Here is a 16318-nt window from a genome sequence, read left to right as displayed (position 1 = left end):
AACAAATGAATAATAGATTTACAACAACATTAAATAGTTTTAAAGCGGCGGCCTTGTTGCTTTTTTTGTTGTTGTCTTTTTCAGCTTTCGCCCAGCAACCTCAAATTAATGCTGGCATAGATTCAACTTCCATAAAAATTGGAGAACAAATAATTTATAGTATTGAAGTAGAAACTGATTCTACCAATTTGGTAGTTTTCCCTGAGGGCCAAACTTTTGACCCAATGGAAATGGTGGAATCTTTAGGGGCCGATACTACCACAGTTGAAGATCGTTTCAGGCTTTTAAAGAAATATTCGCTTACGCAGTTCGATTCCGGTGCATATACTATTCCGCAGCAAAAAATTATTATTCAAAATAGGGAATATTTAACCGATTCTTTTAGAGTTGAGGTTGCCGATGTGAAGGTGGATACCACTCGCCAGAAAATGTATCCTATAAAACCGGCGGTAGATGTTCCAAAACCTTTTAGTATTCCGAACTGGATTTGGTGGTTACTTGCCGCTTTAGTAATTCTTGGACTTGCTTTTTACTTTTTTAGAAGAAGAAAGAAAAGAAAAGAAGCAGAACCCGAATTACCACCTTACGAGCAGGCCATGTTCGAGTTAAAACAATTAGATAATTCTTCTTTGTTGCAAGACAGGGAAATCAAGGAATATTACTCAAATCTTGCCTTTATTGTTAGAAAATATTTAGACAGAAAAATTTACGATAGGGCACTGGAGAGTACAACCTCAGAACTTATTGCGTACCTGGAATTAAGAAAACAAGCGGGAGAATTAAGTTTAAAAGATAAATCTATAGATAATTTTCAGCAATTATTAAAACGCGCCGATTTAGCCAAATTTGCTAATTCGCGCCCCGATGTAATTACCGCAAAAAGTGATAGAACTAAAACCGAGCATCTTATAAAAGACATTCGCCAGGTAGTTCCTGAGCCAACCGAGGAAGAATTGATGCAGGATGAAAAATACCGAACAGAGAAATTAAGAAGAAAAAGAAGAAATAAAATTCTGGCCATAATTGGTGGTGTGTTGGTGCTGGGAATTATTGTAATAGTGGTTTTGGTAAATACCAGAGGATTTGATTATGTAAAAGATTCGGTTTTGGGAAATGAGACCAAAGAATTGCTGGAGGGCGACTGGATTAGAAGTGAATACGGCACACCAAGTGTAACCATAACCACTCCAGAGGTACTGGTAAGAAAGGCTGTAGATTGGGACAATGAGCTACAGGAATTGCTTCTGGGAAGTGAAACTTTTGATTCTGGAACACTGGAGAGTAATTTATATATTTTATTAATTACTGGGCCGGTCAATCCGCAAAGTGATTTTAACCTTGATAAGGCAGTAGACGGTATTTATGAAAACCTGGAAAACCAGGGAGCCCGTAATATTATTATGAAAGAAGAAGAATTTTCAACTTTAGATAGCGCCAAGGGAATTAAGGTTTTTGGAACTTTTAATCTTGAAAATCCAATTACCGGCGGCCCAATTCAAAAGCAATATGCTATTATAAACCTGGGAGAAAATGGCGGATTTCAGCAGGTTATGGTAGTTTTTGATGAGGATGATAAATATGCCGAAGAAATATTACAACGAGTAGAAAGTTCTATAGAATTAAGAAATCAGTCTAATTGATGTTTGCTAATTATACATTCGAAAATCCAGAATTTTTCTGGCTGCTTTTGCTGCTTCTGCCGGCAACGGCCTGGTATTTCTGGAAACGAAAGCAGCAAACTCCAGAACTTAGAATGTCTAGTGTAAAAGGTTTTAAGGTAAAGCAATCGCTGCTTTCAAAATTAAAACCTATACTTTTTGTCTTACGCTTACTAGCCTTGGCCCTGTTAATAACTGCAATGGCCCGTCCAAGAACGGTAGATGTAACCACGCAAAGCAGCAACATTAGGGGTATAGATATTGTAATGGCTATAGATGTTTCGGCAAGTATGCTGGCCCGCGATTTTGAACCTAATCGACTGGAATCTGTAAAGGAAGTAGGAGCTGAATTTATAGAAAATAGGCCTACAGATAGGATTGGTTTGGTGCTTTTTGCTGGAGAAAGTTTTACAAAAACGCCCATTACCAGCGATAAAAGTATTGCTTTAAGAGCCATTGAAGAAATTGAATACAGTAATGTATTACAAAACGGAACGGCAATTGGTTCAGGTTTGGCAACTTCGGTTAACCGTTTAAAAGATAGTGATGCCGAAAGTAAAGTGATCATTTTATTAACCGACGGGGTAAATAACTCCGGGTTTATAGATCCTAAAATAGCCAGCGAGCTCGCTGTGGAATTCGACATTAAAGTCTATACAATTGGCGTGGGAAGTAATGGAAATGCCCTAACTCCAGTAAATATTTTGCCTAACGGAAAGTTTCAATATGGGGTGCAAAAAGTAGAGATAGATGAAGCTTTATTGCAGCAAATTGCTGCAGATACCGGCGGGAAATACTTTAGAGCTACCAATAATGAAACCCTCGAAGAGATTTATGAAGAAATAGACAGCCTGGAGAAATCTGAAATAGAAGAATTCAGGTATTATAATTATACCGAAAAATTTAGGCCTTATGCTTTACTGGCTTTAGGATTATTACTTTTTGAAATAATCTTGCGGTATACAGTATTTAGAGGCTTTATTTAAAAATTAGAAAGAAAGTTTTAATGATCTTAGAAGAAAAAATATATTTATGGCTTTTACTACTCCTTCCGGTAGTAATCTTGCTATACCTTATTTTTAGGCTTTGGCAGAAGCGTGCACGCTCAAGGTTTGCCAAACCCGAGCTTCTAAGTTTTTTATCCCCAAACAAATCGGCATTTAAGCCTGTTTTAAAATTATTGCTCATCCTTGGCGCTTTTGCCAGCTTAATTTTTGGCCTTGTAAATCCTAAATTAGGTTCACAGTTAGAAACAGTAAAACGCGAAGGTGTGGATATTGTTTTTGCGGTAGATGTTTCTAAAAGTATGGAGGCCGAAGATATTGCGCCCAATAGATTAGAAAAATCGAAGCAATTGGTAAGACAAATAATAGGCAACCTGGGAAGCGATCGCGTGGGAATTATCGCCTATGCAGGGAGCGCTTTTCCGCAGTTGCCAATTACTACAGATTACGGCTCGGCAGAGATGTTCCTGGAAAGTTTAAATACCGATATGATTTCCTCGCAGGGAACCGCCATTGGAGATGCTATAGATTTAGCTACCGGCTTTTTTGACGATAACCAACAAACCAACCGGGTGATGTTTATTCTAAGCGATGGCGAAGATCACCAGGGTAATGTTGAAGATATGGCGGAACGAGCCGCTGAAGCCGGGATTAGAATTTATACTATAGGTGTAGGCACCACCAAGGGAGGACCAATTCCTATTAAAAGGAATGGAGTGGTGCAGAATTATAAAAAGGACAACCAGGGCGAAACCGTAATTACAAAACTTGATCCGGCAATTCTAGAGCAAATTGCGAGCGAAACAAATGGAGAATATATTGATGGTAGTATAACTGCTGAAGTAACCGAAAAAGTTCAGGAAGAGTTGCTTACCATTGAAAAAACAGAATTTGAAGCAAAACAATTTGCCGATTATAAATCGCAGTTTCAGTGGTTTGTTGGTTTGGCAATCTTATTGCTGTTACTGGATGTATTTATGTTAGAACGCAAGACCGGCTGGATAAGGAAGCTTAATTTATTCAACGAAAAAAGAAAGACAGAGGAGTGATTCAATGAGAGGTTTTTCAGCAAACATATTACTCGATAATCGAGATTTAAATTTATCCTTGAGCTTTCTTCGAGTTAGTTTATGTGTGTTTTTTGGGTTGGTACTTGGACTTCCGGTATTAGCCCAGCAACAAAGTGATAAAGAAAAAGAAAAAGCCCAAAAGGAAGCCCGGCAATTTATGCAGGAAGCTGATGTTGCTTTAGGAGAAAATAATTTCCCGGAAGCCGAGGCGGCTTATAGAAAAGCTATTACCAAAGATGCTGAGAATGCAGACGCGCGATATAATATGGGAAATATGTATTATACCCGTGAAAATGCACCACAGGCTGCACAACGTTTTAAACAGGCGGCTGAGGTTGCAGACACGAAAACTGCCAGGCACAAAGCCAACCATAATTTGGGAAATGCTTATATGAAGCAAAAAATGTATCAGGAAGCGGTAGATGCCTATAAAGATGCTTTAAGAAACGACCCAACTGACGATGAAACCCGCTATAATTTAGCCCTGGCTAAAAAGATGCTGGAACAGGAACAGGAACAGGAACAGGAAAACCAGGAAGATAACCAGGATGGTGGCGATGATGAGAATGAAGATCAGGAAAATCAGGATCAGGAAAATCAAGATCAAAACCAGGAACAGGAAAACCAGGAGCAGCAGAATCAGGATGGTGAGGGAGATAATGAAGGTGATCAGGATCAACAGGATAAGGATCAGGAAGAACAGGAAGGCGACCAGGATGATCAGGAGCAGCAAGATGGCCAGGGCGACGAGCAAGAGGAAGAGCAGCAACCAGAGCAAGGCCAGCCTCAACCCGCGCAGGGACAATTGTCTCCAGAGCAAATTCAGAGTTTACTGGAAGCGATGAATAATGAAGAAAGAAAGGTGCAGGATAAAGTAAATGCGGAAAAACAAAAAGGTGCCAAAGTGCAATCTGAAAAAGATTGGTAAAATTTTTGATACACTTCTTTCCAAAATCATACTTATCTTAAAGAAAGGAATTTTATAGATGAAGGTGAAGTTTTTAATACTTAGCATTTTATTATTTACCGGCTTTGGTTTACAGGCCCAGGTAAAGTTCGAAGCAAAAGTGAGCAAGGACAAACTTGGGGTAAACGAACGCCTTAGGGTAGATTTTGAAATGAACCAGGATGGCGATAATTTTCGTCCTCCCTCTTTTGATGGTTTTACCGTTGTAGGCGGCCCAAACCAGTCGGTGAGTAATCGCTGGATTAATGGGGATCGTACATATTCAAAAACATATTCTTATTATTTACAGCCCAATTCCCGCGGAAGCAAAACCATTGCCCAGGCTGAAATTACCATAGACGACAAGATTTATAAAACCACCCCTATAGATATCCAGGTTACCGCTGCGGTAGACCAGCCAACCGATGGTGATAATTCAGATCTTATAGCTTCAGATAACCTGCATTTAGTTGCTGAAGTGTCCAATCCCAATCCTTATTTAAACGAAGGGATAACCGTGGTTTATAAGTTATTTGTGAGTCCGCGAATTAGCGTGAGCAATTTCAGGGAAGTAGATAGCCCTAAGTTTTCAGATTTTTGGAGTCAGAATATTGAAATAAGGGAATTAAGACCGGAAAATGGGGAATATCAGGGAGAGCCATATCGCTATGTAGTACTTAAAAAGGCGGTGCTTTATCCCCAGAAAACCGGTAAATTAGAGCTTGAACCACTTACTCTGTCAGTTTCGGTAGATGTACCAAGTGACAGGCGTGACATTTTTGGCAGTAGAATTTATAAAACTATAAATAAAACTGTTGCTGCGGGCACTAGAACAGTCGATGTAAGACCATTGCCCGAAGGGAAACCTGCTGGTTTCACCGGCGCCGTGGGACAATTTAGTTTAGATGTGAGCACCACTAAAGATAAGCTGGATGCTTCAGAATCCCTGGAAGCAAAGGTTGAAATTAGAGGAAATGGGAACTTAAATTTATTTGAATTACCCTCGCTTGAGGTACCATCTTCACTTGAAATGTATGATCCACAAAGAACCGAAAACGTTACCACTACTTTAAATGGAAAACAGGGAAGTATTATAGATTCTTACACTATTGTGCCTACCAGAAAAGGTCAATATCCAATTCAGCCATTAACTTTTTCATATTTTGATCCAAAAACGCAAACTTATAAGAGTTTGTCTTCCCAGGAAATTTTAATAGATGTAGAAGAAGGTCCGGTTAGTACTTCGGGTGGTAGAATTGCAGAAAACAGTAAGCGCGCGGTTAATTTACCTTCAGAACAGTTTAGGTTTATAAAAACCCAAACCAATCTTAGGCCGTTAGAGCAACAAGCCTTTTTTAGGTCGTGGACTTATTGGGGATCGTTACTTTTGCCTTTTGCAGCTATTCCGCTCTTTATTTTATTCGGAAAAAAGAGAGAAGCCATTGCCGCCGATGTACATGGAAACCGACTTAAAAAAGCGAATAAACTGGCAAGAAAATACCTTTCTGAAGCCAAAAAGAACCTTGGCGATCAGCAGGCTTTTTATGAATCTTTAGAGCGTGCAATGCACAATTATTTAAAAGCGAAACTTCATATTCAAACTTCTGAAATGAGTAAAGAACGCATTTTAGAAATTTTGAAGGAAAAAAATGTTCCCGATGAAACTTCTGCAGAATTTATTGAGGTTTTAAAAAGCTGCGAGTTTGCGAGGTACACCCCAGCGTCAAATTCTGCGCAGCAGGAAGATTACGATAAAGCTGTAAAAGTAATTTCAAAACTGGATAAAGAGATTTAGTATGAAAAAGCTGATGTTAATTTTTCTGGTATTTGTTTCGGCCACGACTCTGGCACAAAAGCCCACGCTTTTTGAAGAAGCAAATGAGGCCTATGCAAACGATGATTTTGAAACTGCCATAGCCAAATATGAAGAAATCCTGGCAAATGGAAAAACTTCAGTAGCAACCTATTATAATCTTGGAAACGCGCATTATAAATTAAATAATGTAGCCCCAAGTATATATTATTACGAAAAAGCATTACAGTTAGATCCTACAGATGAGGATGTGCAAAATAATATAGAATTTGCACGTAGTATGACCATAGATGATATTCCTGTGGTAGAGGAAACCGGTTTTGAAAAAAAAATTAATCAATTTCTATCTACGTTTTCTTATAATACCTGGGCTTATTTTTCTATTGCTTTCTCCATAATCTTTGTAGTGCTCTTTTTATTTTATTATTTCAGTAGAAAACCGCTTATAAAACGAACTTTGTTTGGATTTGCGATCTTCATATTTTTACTTGGAGGAATTTCAGTATTCTTTGCATTTCAGCAACAGGAGATTCAATTCAACAATCAATTCGCTATAATTTTTACTGAAGAAGCGGCCGTAAAAAATGAACCTTCCCCTCGGGCCGAGACTGCTTTCAGCCTTCATGAAGGTACAAAAGCTAAAGTGCTTGAAGACTACCAGGGATGGGTGAAATTAGAACTATCTAACGGCACCCAGGGCTGGACAGAAAATAATAATTTAAAGCGACTATAAAAATTATTGATATTAGTTTAACATTAAAGTATGAGTATTTTTTGCTAGTTAGACGCATTTCTTGTTATTTTTGTCGCTGTGAAAACACCGGTCTACATTCTAACTTTTATTTTTATGGCATTTCTAGCAACGCCTAGCATTGTTGCCTATATAGATAATTCTGTAGATGTTTCTTTTGCTTTTAATGTAAATGAAGAAGAAAGTTCTTCTAAAAACCAGATTAACCTGGAATTTAATTTTGAAGAGCAAAATACTAATTACGCCAGTATTCATTTTCTTCAGGAGCAGGATTATACCAAAGATTTCTATACTGAAAGTTATCCTGTAGTATTTTTAGACGTGATCTTTCCCCCACCCAAAAACGCATAATCTAATTTAAATTTTTCTGGATTTTTAAGAACTATCTGCAATTTCTGCAGTGGCTATAGCATTCGTATCTAGATTGTTATAAAAAATTCTATTCATTTTTCTAAAAATTAGATTTTAGAGACATTACTAGGCTAAATTTTGCTTAGGTCTCAATTAATAAAGCGTTTTATATGTTTAAACATTTTAATAAAGATTTCCCGGCAAGTATTGTAGTATTTTTTGTAGCGATTCCGTTATGTTTAGGAATTGCACTTGCCAGTGGAGCCCCACTATTTTCCGGTTTAATTGCCGGTATGGTTGGAGGTATCGTTGTAGGTAGTATTTCAAATTCTCAATTAGGGGTTAGTGGTCCTGCAGCAGGTTTAGCGGTTATTGTTTTAGGAGCAATACAATCGCTTGGGAGCTACGAAATATTTCTGGTTGCCGTAGTAATCGCCGGAATTCTTCAAATAGTAATGGGAGCTTTAAAAGCTGGTATTATTGGATATTATTTCCCTTCATCAGTAATTAAGGGTATGCTTGCGGGTATAGGTATTACCATTGCTATTTCACAAATTCCAAACGTTCTGGGCTTTTCCAGTGATTTAGAAATTTTTTCTATAGATGGCGGTATTGGTTCTGCATTAGGTAACATAGCAGATAACCTTCATTATGGTAGTATATTAATTACTCTTGTGGCCCTGGCAATTTTACTATTATGGGAAAAAGTTCTTACTAAAAAGAGCAAAATATTCAGTATTGTTCCAGGACCTCTGGTAGCCGTTGCTATGGGGGTAGTTTACTATCTAGTAGTAGATGGTCCTGCTTTTGGGATTCAGGATTTTCAATTAGTAAGTGTACCTGTACCAGAAAGTGCAGCTTCTTTCTTTGGGCAATTTTCTATGCCTAATTTTGCTGAAATCACTAATTCTGAAGTTTGGATTGTTGCCGTAACAATAGCTATTGTTGCCAGTTTAGAAACTTTATTAAGTGTGGAGGCTATAGATAAAATAGACCCATTAAAAAGAACCACAAATACCAACCGTGAGCTTTATGCGCAAGGTGCCGGTAATATGATTTCTGGTCTTATTGGAGGTTTGCCAGTTACACAGGTAATTGTAAGGAGTTCTACTAATGCACAATCTGGTGGTAGAACTAAACTTTCTGCAATTTTACACGGTTTCCTCATACTTTTTTCTATTATCGCTATACCAACTGTGTTGAATATGATTCCTTTGGCCGTACTTGCCGCCGTGCTTCTACTGGTGGGTTATAAGTTGGCTAAACCGGCACTTTTCAAGCAAATGTTTAAATTAGGAAAGGGACAATTTCTTCCATTTATTATTACCATTCTTGGGGTTGTGTTTTTGGACTTGCTAATGGGTATAGGACTTGGACTTGCAGTAGGAATTGGAGTTATTCTAATTAATAGCTACAAAAACTCTCACTTTCTTCACAAAGAAGGTTACGATGTTAATGATGGCCAGTACAAAATCACACTTGCTGAAGAGTTGTCTTTCTTAAATAAAGGTGCAATCCTAAGAGAGTTAAATGAAATTCCAGATAATTCTACGGTAATTTTAGATGTAAGAAAAACCCGTGTACTGGATTATGATGTACTTGAAATCTTAGATGAATTTGCTATTAAGGCAAAACGAAAGGATATAACTATTAAGCTTATTGCCGATAGAGGTGAAGTAGTGAATCCTGAAAGTTTTAGAAGATTTTTTGGACTGGACGTTCCGGTTTAAAAGTATAGAATAGAATTTTTTAGAGGAAGTTTGAGAAGTTTAGTTCTCGTCAGGCTCTCCCGAAATTTCGGGATTAGCTTCTAAAATTTTAGATCCTGAAATAAAATTCAGGATGGCGAACTAAAACTTTTTAAACTTCCTCTTTTTCATTCCTGAAGAAATCATTTTCTTCATTTAATATATCTCGTTCTCTGGCTTCTCTTATAATTGAAGGGAGTACTGCCGGGGCTATGGTTTTTACAGGAGCATATAATTTAGATTCCTCCAGGCTTTCTTCACTTACCAAATCTATTTCTTCGTTTGTAGCGCCAAAAAACATAATAACCACACTGGCTAAAAAAGCCATTTTTAGTAGCCCAAATGCACCGCCGAGTAATTTATTCACAATGCCAAGGGCAGCAAAACCGGCCATTTTGGTTAAAATTTTCCCGGCAAGGGAAATTAGAAAAACAATGAGAATAAATGTAATAGCGAAGGCGATTAGGTTAACATAATCTGAATCCCAATTCATATTTTCAGAAAAGAAATCGCTTAAAATATGAGAAAAATGAATGGCACCGTAAATACCGGCTACAATACCTACCAGGGAAGCAATTTCGGCCAGCAGGCCTCTAAAAAAACCTCTAACGAGTCCGTAAAGCAGGATTAAAGCCAGGACGATATCTACTGTGTTCATATTTCAAATATAGTAAAAACTACCTCGGAGCAAGCGTACGAGATATTCAATAGAACCAAGATTTAATTTTAGAGGCAGGCTTCGGAGTATTTAAATCGCGAGTATCGAGAAAAATACCTTTATCAAACTTTCCGCAAATTAATTCAAAGAAATCAGTCCTGTGAGAGGCTAAATACAAATACTAAGATATTATCTTTGCGGTATGACAAGAGACGAAAATTTGAAAGGGAGATGGGAAGGTTTGCAAAAAAAGCTTTCTAATCAGTTTGCCGATGGAGAATCAATGGATCTGGATGCGATAATTTACGTAATTGGCGTTCAGGAATTAGGTCAGCCACACAAGAAATTTAAGAAAGATCATAAAATAGATTTGATGCATATTGCTATTTGCCGTTTGCTGGAACCTTACGGTTACTATGAATTTGATTATTTTGATGAAGACGGATGGCCGCATTATAAGATCTTGGAGCAATTACCTACTTTAAAAGCCGGGGAACAATCGGTTTTAATGAAGGAGGCCATTGTAAATTATTTTATCAATAACGGATACATAGATTAAGGGCGACACGTGCTGCCTAAAACTACATTTTTACTAAATTTGCCCTTCTGAAAAGAAAAGGATCTCATGATAGATAAAATAAAGCAACATATAGCTGAAGTAGAAGCTTTTAAAACTGAATCGGCTAAAGAAGTAGAAGCATTCAGAATTAAATATCTTGGTAAAAAAGGAATTTTAAACGATTTTTTCGCTTCGTTTAAAGAAGTTCCCAACGAACAGAAAAAAGAGTTTGGCCAGGCCGTAAATTCACTTAAAAAAGCTTCTGAAGCCAAAGTTGCGCACCTTAAAGAACTCCTGGAAAGTAAACAGGAGGAAAGCGGGGTTTATGGCGACCTTTCAAGACCGGGAGAACCTATTGAAATTGGAGCAAGACATCCTATTTCTATCGTAAAAAACCAGATTATCGAGATCTTTTCAAACATTGGTTTTAATGTTTCTGAAGGGCCCGAAATGGAAGATGACTGGCATAATTTTACGGCCTTAAATCTTCCCGAATATCATCCGGCTCGCGATATGCAGGATACTTTTTTTATTCAAACAAATCCCGATATTTTATTGCGTACCCACACTTCTTCGGTGCAGGTGCGTTATATGGAAAATAACAAGCCGCCAATTAGAACAATTTCTCCGGGAAGGGTTTTTAGAAACGAGGCTATCTCGGCACGTTCCCATTGTATTTTTCACCAGGTAGAAGGACTTTATATAGACAAAAATGTAAGTTTTGCCGATCTTAAGCAAACTTTACTTTATTTTACAGAACAATTATTCGGGAAATCTAAGATAAGGCTAAGACCTTCTTATTTTCCGTTTACAGAGCCAAGTGCCGAGGTAGATATTTACTGGGGCCTTGAAACCGAAACCGATTACCGAATTACTAAAGGAACCGGTTGGTTAGAAATTATGGGTTGCGGGATGGTAGATCCCAATGTACTTAGAAATTGTAGTATAGATCCTAAAGAATATTCAGGATTTGCTTTTGGAATGGGAATAGAACGTATTGCAATGCTGCTTTATCAAATAGGCGATATTAGAATGTTCTATGAAAACGACCTAAGATTCCTGGAGCAGTTTAAATCGTCGTTTTAATAACCTGCCTTGGCCGAAAGCTAAAGCAAAATATCTTTTTTATGAAAAAAATTGGTTTAGTAATTTTCGGGATTCTTGCCCTTGGGGTAATTGTTATTTTAGTTGCTGTAGAAATAATAGAACTGGCTTTAGGAGCTATTTTATTAGTTATTGCAGCACTTATTCTTTGGGGCTTGTTCAAATGGGCTAAAAATAAGATTGAAGATTAGTGAAGAAAGATATTGATATACCAAAGGTTGAAAAAGTTTATGTAGCGGCGGTGAAAGTCTATAACGAAGCTTTTAAGGTAGAGGAGTGGAATGCATATCTTATAAATGATAAAGATGAGGCTATCGAGATGGCTTTAATTGTGAGTAAGGGTTTTGATGAAAACAAAGTGACCTCTACCATTCGCCATAAACTGGAACATTTACCTGCGAAATCTTTCGCTAAAATCGAATTCATACAGGATGAAGTGCTTGCCCTGAATAATCAGTTTCAGGTGACTTTCTTTTCTGAAGGTAAAATGTATGAGAAGAAATATGTATTCAGGAAAAACAGCGTAAACGAAAAAGCTTTGCGCGAACTCCCAATTATCCCAAACAAAGGAATTTTAGCCAAATAATTAAGTCAGCTTTTCTGCCAGTTTTTTAATCACTTTTTTAGGATTTTTTCCTTCGTAAAGAATGCCATAAACTGCGTTTATAATTGGTGTTTTTGCACCTTTGTCTTTATTTATTTTATAAGCACTTTCGGTAGCGTAATAACCTTCAGCAATCATACTCATTTCCATCTGTGCACTTTTGACCGTGTAGCCTTTTCCAATCATATTCCCGAACATACGGTTTCGGCTAAATACAGAGTATCCTGTAACCAAAAGGTCTCCTAAATAAGCTGAATCGTTTATATTTCGCTTCATCTTATGTACTTTTTTAATAAAGCGTTTCATTTCTTTTATGGCGTTACTCATTAAAACACTCTGGAAATTATCTCCATACCCTAATCCGTGGGCAATTCCGGCTGCAATGGCATAAATATTCTTCAGCATTGCAGCATATTCGGTTCCGGTTACATCATCGCTTATTTTGCATTTAATGTATTCACTGTCCAGGTTTTTAGCCACGATTTTAGCTTTCTCTTCATCGGTACAGGCAATGGTAAGATAAGAAAGCCTCTCCAGGGCAACCTCTTCGGCGTGGCAAGGCCCGGTAATTACTCCAATATTATCGGCGGGAACGTGGTGAAATTCTTCAAAATGTTCGCCCACAATAAGGCTACTCTCGGGCACAATTCCTTTAATAGCCGAAAAGATTATCTTGTCTTCCAAAGAAACCGTTAGCGCGTCTAATTCGCGCTTTAAAAAGGCCGAAGGAATGGCAAAAATTAGATAATCTGCGGCCGCAATAGTTTTATTAATATCATTGCTTAGTTCTAACTGGTCGTTATCAAATTCAACCGAGCTAAGGTAATTTGGGTTATGTTCCTGTCTTTTAATATGCTCAATAGCGTAGGTGCTGCGCATATACCAATAAATAGTATCTACATTTTCGCTTAGCATTTTTACTATTGCAGTAGCCCAGCTACCGCCGCCAATTACGGCAAACTTTGGAGACTTATCCATAGGTTGTTTTATTGTAATTCAAAAATAAGCAATTTTCTAAGTATATCTAAAAAGACTGCGGTTATAAAGCAAAATATTAATGAATAATCAAAGAAATCAAGACTAAACTTTAACATCTATAAATTTTACCAATTTACAATTCTACACAAGTTTTTGCGTTCTCTTATAGACGATGAGGTTCTTTTTTAAAGAAAATGGATTTCTTAGTTTTTTGGTTGGTTATTTAGTTGAAAACCGCAAACTCGCAATATCTATTGTGGTTTGCGGTTTTTGTTTGAGAATTGAAAAATCTAACAAAAATTTAGGACTAAGAGTAAGACGATTACAAATTTCCTTTTGTACTTTTCTTTCACTAACTTAGTAATCAAGGATATGGGAATATTTTCATTTATAAAAGATGCCGGGGAAAAAATCTTCGGAAAAGAAAAAGAACAGGAAGAAGAAAACATAGAAATTTCTGAAGCGAAGAAAGAGATTATACGAAAAGAGAATGCAAAAGCGGCAGATAAGCTCTTAAATACTATAAAGAGCCTGGATTTAAAAGTAGAAAATCCTGTAATTAATATTGAAGATAGTACAGCTATAGTTTACGGACTGGCAGATTCGCAGTCTGTTCGTGAAAAGATAGTGCTTGTTATTGGCAATTCTGGCGGAATTGCGAAGGTAGATGATAGGTTGGCCGTGAAGAAAGAAGAACCTGAATCTGGTTTTCATACGGTTGAAAGAGGTGAGAATTTAAGCAAAATAGCCAAAGAGCATTATGGGGATGCAAATAAATATACGGTGATTTTTGAAGCCAATAAACCAATGCTTAAAGATCCCGATAAAATATTTCCGGGGCAGGTTTTACGAATTCCGCGCCTGGATAAGAAATAAAGATTAAAGACTGTTTAAAGTTTTTGAGGTTGTTACATTGAGGGCAGACGACGTCCTATAGCTTGTAGTTCCACAATGAAAAAAGTAGGTTCAATCAGCTAACCAGAACAGCTAACATAAGATTTTTAAACAGTCTTTTGTTTTTTTTTAATTCCGACTACTTATAAAAATTCATCAGTTTAATATAATCCCAAACCGCATCAGGCAACATGGGCTTTATAAACTTTCCTTCCTTTACCGCTTTTCTAATAAAAGTTGAAGAAATTTCTATCACGGGAGCCATTACGCGGGTTATTTTTGGATGATCTTTAAACTCATTTTCCACCTTTCTGCCTGAAATTCTTGGGTAAACATATATTTGATGATTTTCCAAAATCACCTCGTAATTCTTCCACTTGTGGAAGGTTTTCAGGTTATCCTCCCCCATAATCGGGCAAAATTCGTTTGTAGGATATTTTTCCTGAAGATGTGCCAGCGTAGTACTTGTATAGTTGGGTTGCGGTAAACCAAACTCTATATTAGAAGGTTTTAAATGTTCAAAACCTTCGCAGGCTTTGTATACCATCTCCAGCCGGTGATGATTTTCAAGTAAAGTACTTTTCTTTTTATGCGGATTATGAGGAGTAACCACCAGCCAAACTTCATCTAAATCTGAAAATTCAGCCATATGATTGGCAATAATAAGGTGTCCGATATGAACTGGATTGAAAGTCCCAAAAAACAAACCGACTTTCCTATTCATTTTTAGCCGAATTTTTTACGCCTACATAAGTTGCCACAAGATCGTAAGCTTCCTGAAGTGCGGTATCTAAATGATGATTTTCAATAATAAAATCGAATTGTGGTGCGGTTGCCAGCTCAATGGAAGCTTTTGCAACTCGCATATTTATTTTATCGTCACTTTCCGTTTTTCGCTTTTTCAACCGAATCTTTAATTCTTCAATACTTGGTGGTTTTACAAAAACCGCCAGGGTTTTATCCGGATAGATATTTTTAATATCCAGTCCGCCTACAACATCAATATCAAAAATCACGTTTTTTCCGTGAGACCAGATGCGTTCTACTTCGCTTTTTAAAGTTCCGTAGAAATTATCGCGGTAAACTTCTTCCCATTCCAGGAATTCGTCGTTTTTTATCTTCCTTTTAAAGTCCTCTAAAGAAAGGAAATAATAATGCTGCCCGTCTTTTTCTTCACCTCTTGGCTCACGAGATGTGGCAGAGATAGAAAACTCCAGATCCAATTCTTTGTGCTTTAATAAATGTTGGACTATCGTGGTTTTTCCCGATCCTGAAGGCGCCGAGAATACGATAAGTTTACCATCGCTCATTTAGAGTACGTTTAAAAGTTGTTCTTTAATTTTTTCCAGCTCATCTTTCATTTGCACCACCAACTGTTGCATTGGGGCATAGTTAGATTTACTACCTATTGTATTGATCTCCCGGCCCATTTCCTGAGAAATAAAACCGAGTTTTCTCCCGTTTGAATCCTGTGAATTTATGCTTTCGTTAAAATAGGCAAGATGGTTTTCCAGCCTCACTTTTTCTTCGGTAATGTCGAATTTTTCAATGTAGTACACCAATTCCTGTTCAAAACGGTTTTCGTCTACATTCTCTTTAAGATCTGCCACTCCTTTTCTAAGACGTTCCTTTACCGCCTCAACCCTTTCTGGGTCAATTCTTAGAACTTCCTGCAGTAATGCTTCAATGTTATTTACACGAAGTTTAAGGTCTTTCTCTAAAGCTTCCCCTTCATCTGTTCTAAATTGGTTGATTTCTTCCAGGGCTTCAATCACCGCGGCTTCAATTGCTTTAAATTCAGATTCATCAATTTCTTCGCGCTCGGTAGTCACTGCATCAGGCATTCTTACTGCCATTTTTAGCAATTCGGTTTTATCGCCATCAACAATACTTTTTAATTGTTGCATATAGTTTCTCACTACTCCCCGGTTTACAGAAGCGGTAGTTTCCTCGCCGGTTACCTCTACAAAAAGGGAAAAATCCACTTTTCCGCGGGTAAGCGATTTAGAAATTGTATTTCTTAGTTGAAGTTCTTTTTCGCGGTATTGCGAAGGGATTCGGGCGTTTACGTCAAGGTTTTTGCTGTTTAGCGACTTGATTTCAACGGTTACTTTTTTTGATGGGAGTTGCGTTATGCTTTTCCCAAAACCTGTCATTGACTGAATCATGCGTGATTTTTA

18 protein-coding genes are annotated in these 16318 nt (G+C 37.4%); 13 read left to right on the top strand and 5 right to left on the bottom strand.

What is annotated here, in order from left to right:
* Positions 1 to 5 precede the first annotated feature (5 nt).
* From B4F31_RS15420 to B4F31_RS15385, 8 genes are all read left to right on the top strand, one after another.
* Entirely contained in the window at positions 6 to 1640 is a 1635-nt protein-coding gene (locus B4F31_RS15420; RefSeq protein ID WP_286761703.1) for an LPXTG cell wall anchor domain-containing protein, read from the top strand.
* Positions 1640 to 2644, top strand: coding sequence for a vWA domain-containing protein (locus B4F31_RS15415; RefSeq protein WP_075325288.1), 1005 nt, complete (start codon positions 1640 to 1642; stop codon positions 2642 to 2644). Before B4F31_RS15420 ends, B4F31_RS15415 begins: the two co-directional genes overlap by 1 nt.
* Before the next feature lie 20 nt (positions 2645 to 2664).
* Positions 2665 to 3711, top strand: a complete 1047-nt coding sequence (locus tag B4F31_RS15410; protein WP_075325287.1) for a VWA domain-containing protein — start codon at positions 2665 to 2667, stop codon at positions 3709 to 3711.
* Positions 3712 to 3769: 58 nt separating this feature from the next.
* Positions 3770 to 4660, top strand: coding sequence for a tetratricopeptide repeat protein (locus B4F31_RS15405; RefSeq protein ID WP_286761702.1), 891 nt, complete (start codon positions 3770 to 3772; stop codon positions 4658 to 4660).
* Positions 4661 to 4718: 58 nt separating this feature from the next.
* A complete protein-coding gene (locus B4F31_RS15400) occupies positions 4719 to 6473 on the top strand; it encodes a BatD family protein (RefSeq protein ID WP_075325285.1) in 1755 nt (584 codons plus the stop codon).
* A 1-nt stretch (position 6474) separates the two neighbouring features.
* Positions 6475 to 7224, top strand: coding sequence for a tetratricopeptide repeat protein (locus B4F31_RS15395; RefSeq protein ID WP_075325284.1), 750 nt, complete (start codon positions 6475 to 6477; stop codon positions 7222 to 7224).
* Positions 7225 to 7338: 114 nt separating this feature from the next.
* Complete coding sequence (locus tag B4F31_RS15390; RefSeq protein ID WP_075325283.1) at positions 7339 to 7593, top strand: hypothetical protein; 255 nt, start codon at positions 7339 to 7341, stop codon at positions 7591 to 7593.
* A gap of 170 nt (positions 7594 to 7763) precedes the next feature.
* Positions 7764 to 9323 (top strand): SulP family inorganic anion transporter, encoded by a 1560-nt coding sequence (locus B4F31_RS15385; RefSeq protein ID WP_286761701.1) that lies wholly within the window; start codon positions 7764 to 7766, stop codon positions 9321 to 9323.
* 130 nt (positions 9324 to 9453) lie between these two features.
* On the opposite strand, the gene B4F31_RS15380 is transcribed toward B4F31_RS15385, so the two are convergent.
* On the bottom strand, positions 9454 to 9999 hold the full coding sequence (locus tag B4F31_RS15380) for a CvpA family protein (RefSeq protein WP_075325281.1): 546 nt from the start codon (positions 9997 to 9999) through the stop codon (positions 9454 to 9456).
* A 202-nt stretch (positions 10000 to 10201) separates the two neighbouring features.
* Here B4F31_RS15380 and B4F31_RS15375 point away from each other — a divergent pair, with 202 nt between their 5' ends.
* The 4 genes from B4F31_RS15375 to B4F31_RS15360 all read left to right on the top strand — a co-directional run bounded on the left by B4F31_RS15375 (position 10202) and on the right by B4F31_RS15360 (position 12248).
* On the top strand, positions 10202 to 10558 hold the full coding sequence (locus B4F31_RS15375; protein ID WP_075325280.1) for a hypothetical protein: 357 nt from the start codon (positions 10202 to 10204) through the stop codon (positions 10556 to 10558).
* A 66-nt stretch (positions 10559 to 10624) separates the two neighbouring features.
* Positions 10625 to 11644, top strand: coding sequence for a phenylalanine--tRNA ligase subunit alpha (gene pheS / locus B4F31_RS15370; protein ID WP_286761700.1), 1020 nt, complete (start codon positions 10625 to 10627; stop codon positions 11642 to 11644).
* Positions 11645 to 11685: 41 nt separating this feature from the next.
* Positions 11686 to 11853: a hypothetical protein gene (locus B4F31_RS15365; RefSeq protein WP_156858127.1), complete on the top strand. Its 168-nt coding sequence runs from the start codon at positions 11686 to 11688 to the stop codon at positions 11851 to 11853.
* Positions 11853 to 12248, top strand: a complete 396-nt coding sequence (locus B4F31_RS15360) for a hypothetical protein (RefSeq protein ID WP_093304649.1) — start codon at positions 11853 to 11855, stop codon at positions 12246 to 12248. The genes B4F31_RS15365 and B4F31_RS15360 overlap by 1 nt, the downstream gene beginning before the upstream one ends.
* Here B4F31_RS15360 and B4F31_RS15355 read toward each other — a convergent pair whose 3' ends face one another.
* Positions 12249 to 13244: an NAD(P)H-dependent glycerol-3-phosphate dehydrogenase gene (locus B4F31_RS15355; protein ID WP_093304647.1), complete on the bottom strand. Its 996-nt coding sequence runs from the start codon at positions 13242 to 13244 to the stop codon at positions 12249 to 12251.
* 372 nt (positions 13245 to 13616) lie between these two features.
* On the opposite strand from B4F31_RS15355, the gene lysM reads away from it, so the two are divergent.
* Positions 13617 to 14120, top strand: a complete 504-nt coding sequence (gene lysM, locus B4F31_RS15350; protein ID WP_075325276.1) for a peptidoglycan-binding protein LysM — start codon at positions 13617 to 13619, stop codon at positions 14118 to 14120.
* A gap of 157 nt (positions 14121 to 14277) precedes the next feature.
* Here the strand turns inward: lysM and nadD are convergent, their stop codons facing one another.
* The 3 genes from nadD to B4F31_RS15335 are packed head-to-tail and all read right to left on the bottom strand — an operon-like array spanning position 14278 to position 16306.
* Positions 14278 to 14862 (bottom strand): nicotinate (nicotinamide) nucleotide adenylyltransferase, encoded by a 585-nt coding sequence (nadD, locus tag B4F31_RS15345; RefSeq protein WP_075325275.1) that lies wholly within the window; start codon positions 14860 to 14862, stop codon positions 14278 to 14280.
* Positions 14855 to 15448, bottom strand: a complete 594-nt coding sequence (gmk, locus tag B4F31_RS15340) for a guanylate kinase (RefSeq protein ID WP_075325274.1) — start codon at positions 15446 to 15448, stop codon at positions 14855 to 14857. The genes nadD and gmk overlap by 8 nt, the downstream gene beginning before the upstream one ends.
* Positions 15449 to 16306, bottom strand: coding sequence for a YicC/YloC family endoribonuclease (locus B4F31_RS15335; protein WP_075325273.1), 858 nt, complete (start codon positions 16304 to 16306; stop codon positions 15449 to 15451).
* Positions 16307 to 16318 lie beyond the last annotated feature (12 nt).

Origin of the sequence: Salegentibacter sp. UBA1130, assembly GCF_002311535.1 — a bacterium.
GTDB lineage: Bacteria > Bacteroidota > Bacteroidia > Flavobacteriales > Flavobacteriaceae > Salegentibacter > Salegentibacter agarivorans.
The sequence above is the reverse complement of the archived record's forward strand: the minus strand, read 5'-3'. Positions and strand labels throughout refer to the sequence as shown.

Coding starts and splice junctions, on each gene's coding strand:
- B4F31_RS15415 (WP_075325288.1), top strand. CDS start 1,640: ATGTTTGCTAATTATACATTCGAAAATCCAGAATTTTTCTGGCTGCTT.
- B4F31_RS15380 (WP_075325281.1), bottom strand. CDS start 9,999: ATGAACACAGTAGATATCGTCCTGGCTTTAATCCTGCTTTACGGACTC.
- B4F31_RS15420 (WP_286761703.1), top strand. CDS start 6: ATGAATAATAGATTTACAACAACATTAAATAGTTTTAAAGCGGCGGCC.
- B4F31_RS15385 (WP_286761701.1), top strand. CDS start 7,764: ATGTTTAAACATTTTAATAAAGATTTCCCGGCAAGTATTGTAGTATTT.
- B4F31_RS15410 (WP_075325287.1), top strand. CDS start 2,665: ATGATCTTAGAAGAAAAAATATATTTATGGCTTTTACTACTCCTTCCG.
- lysM (WP_075325276.1), top strand. CDS start 13,617: ATGGGAATATTTTCATTTATAAAAGATGCCGGGGAAAAAATCTTCGGA.
- B4F31_RS15390 (WP_075325283.1), top strand. CDS start 7,339: ATGGCATTTCTAGCAACGCCTAGCATTGTTGCCTATATAGATAATTCT.
- B4F31_RS15400 (WP_075325285.1), top strand. CDS start 4,719: ATGAAGGTGAAGTTTTTAATACTTAGCATTTTATTATTTACCGGCTTT.
- nadD (WP_075325275.1), bottom strand. CDS start 14,862: ATGAATAGGAAAGTCGGTTTGTTTTTTGGGACTTTCAATCCAGTTCAT.
- B4F31_RS15375 (WP_075325280.1), top strand. CDS start 10,202: ATGACAAGAGACGAAAATTTGAAAGGGAGATGGGAAGGTTTGCAAAAA.
- B4F31_RS15335 (WP_075325273.1), bottom strand. CDS start 16,306: ATGATTCAGTCAATGACAGGTTTTGGGAAAAGCATAACGCAACTCCCA.
- B4F31_RS15355 (WP_093304647.1), bottom strand. CDS start 13,244: ATGGATAAGTCTCCAAAGTTTGCCGTAATTGGCGGCGGTAGCTGGGCT.
- B4F31_RS15365 (WP_156858127.1), top strand. CDS start 11,686: ATGAAAAAAATTGGTTTAGTAATTTTCGGGATTCTTGCCCTTGGGGTA.
- gmk (WP_075325274.1), bottom strand. CDS start 15,448: ATGAGCGATGGTAAACTTATCGTATTCTCGGCGCCTTCAGGATCGGGA.
- B4F31_RS15395 (WP_075325284.1), top strand. CDS start 6,475: ATGAAAAAGCTGATGTTAATTTTTCTGGTATTTGTTTCGGCCACGACT.
- pheS (WP_286761700.1), top strand. CDS start 10,625: ATGATAGATAAAATAAAGCAACATATAGCTGAAGTAGAAGCTTTTAAA.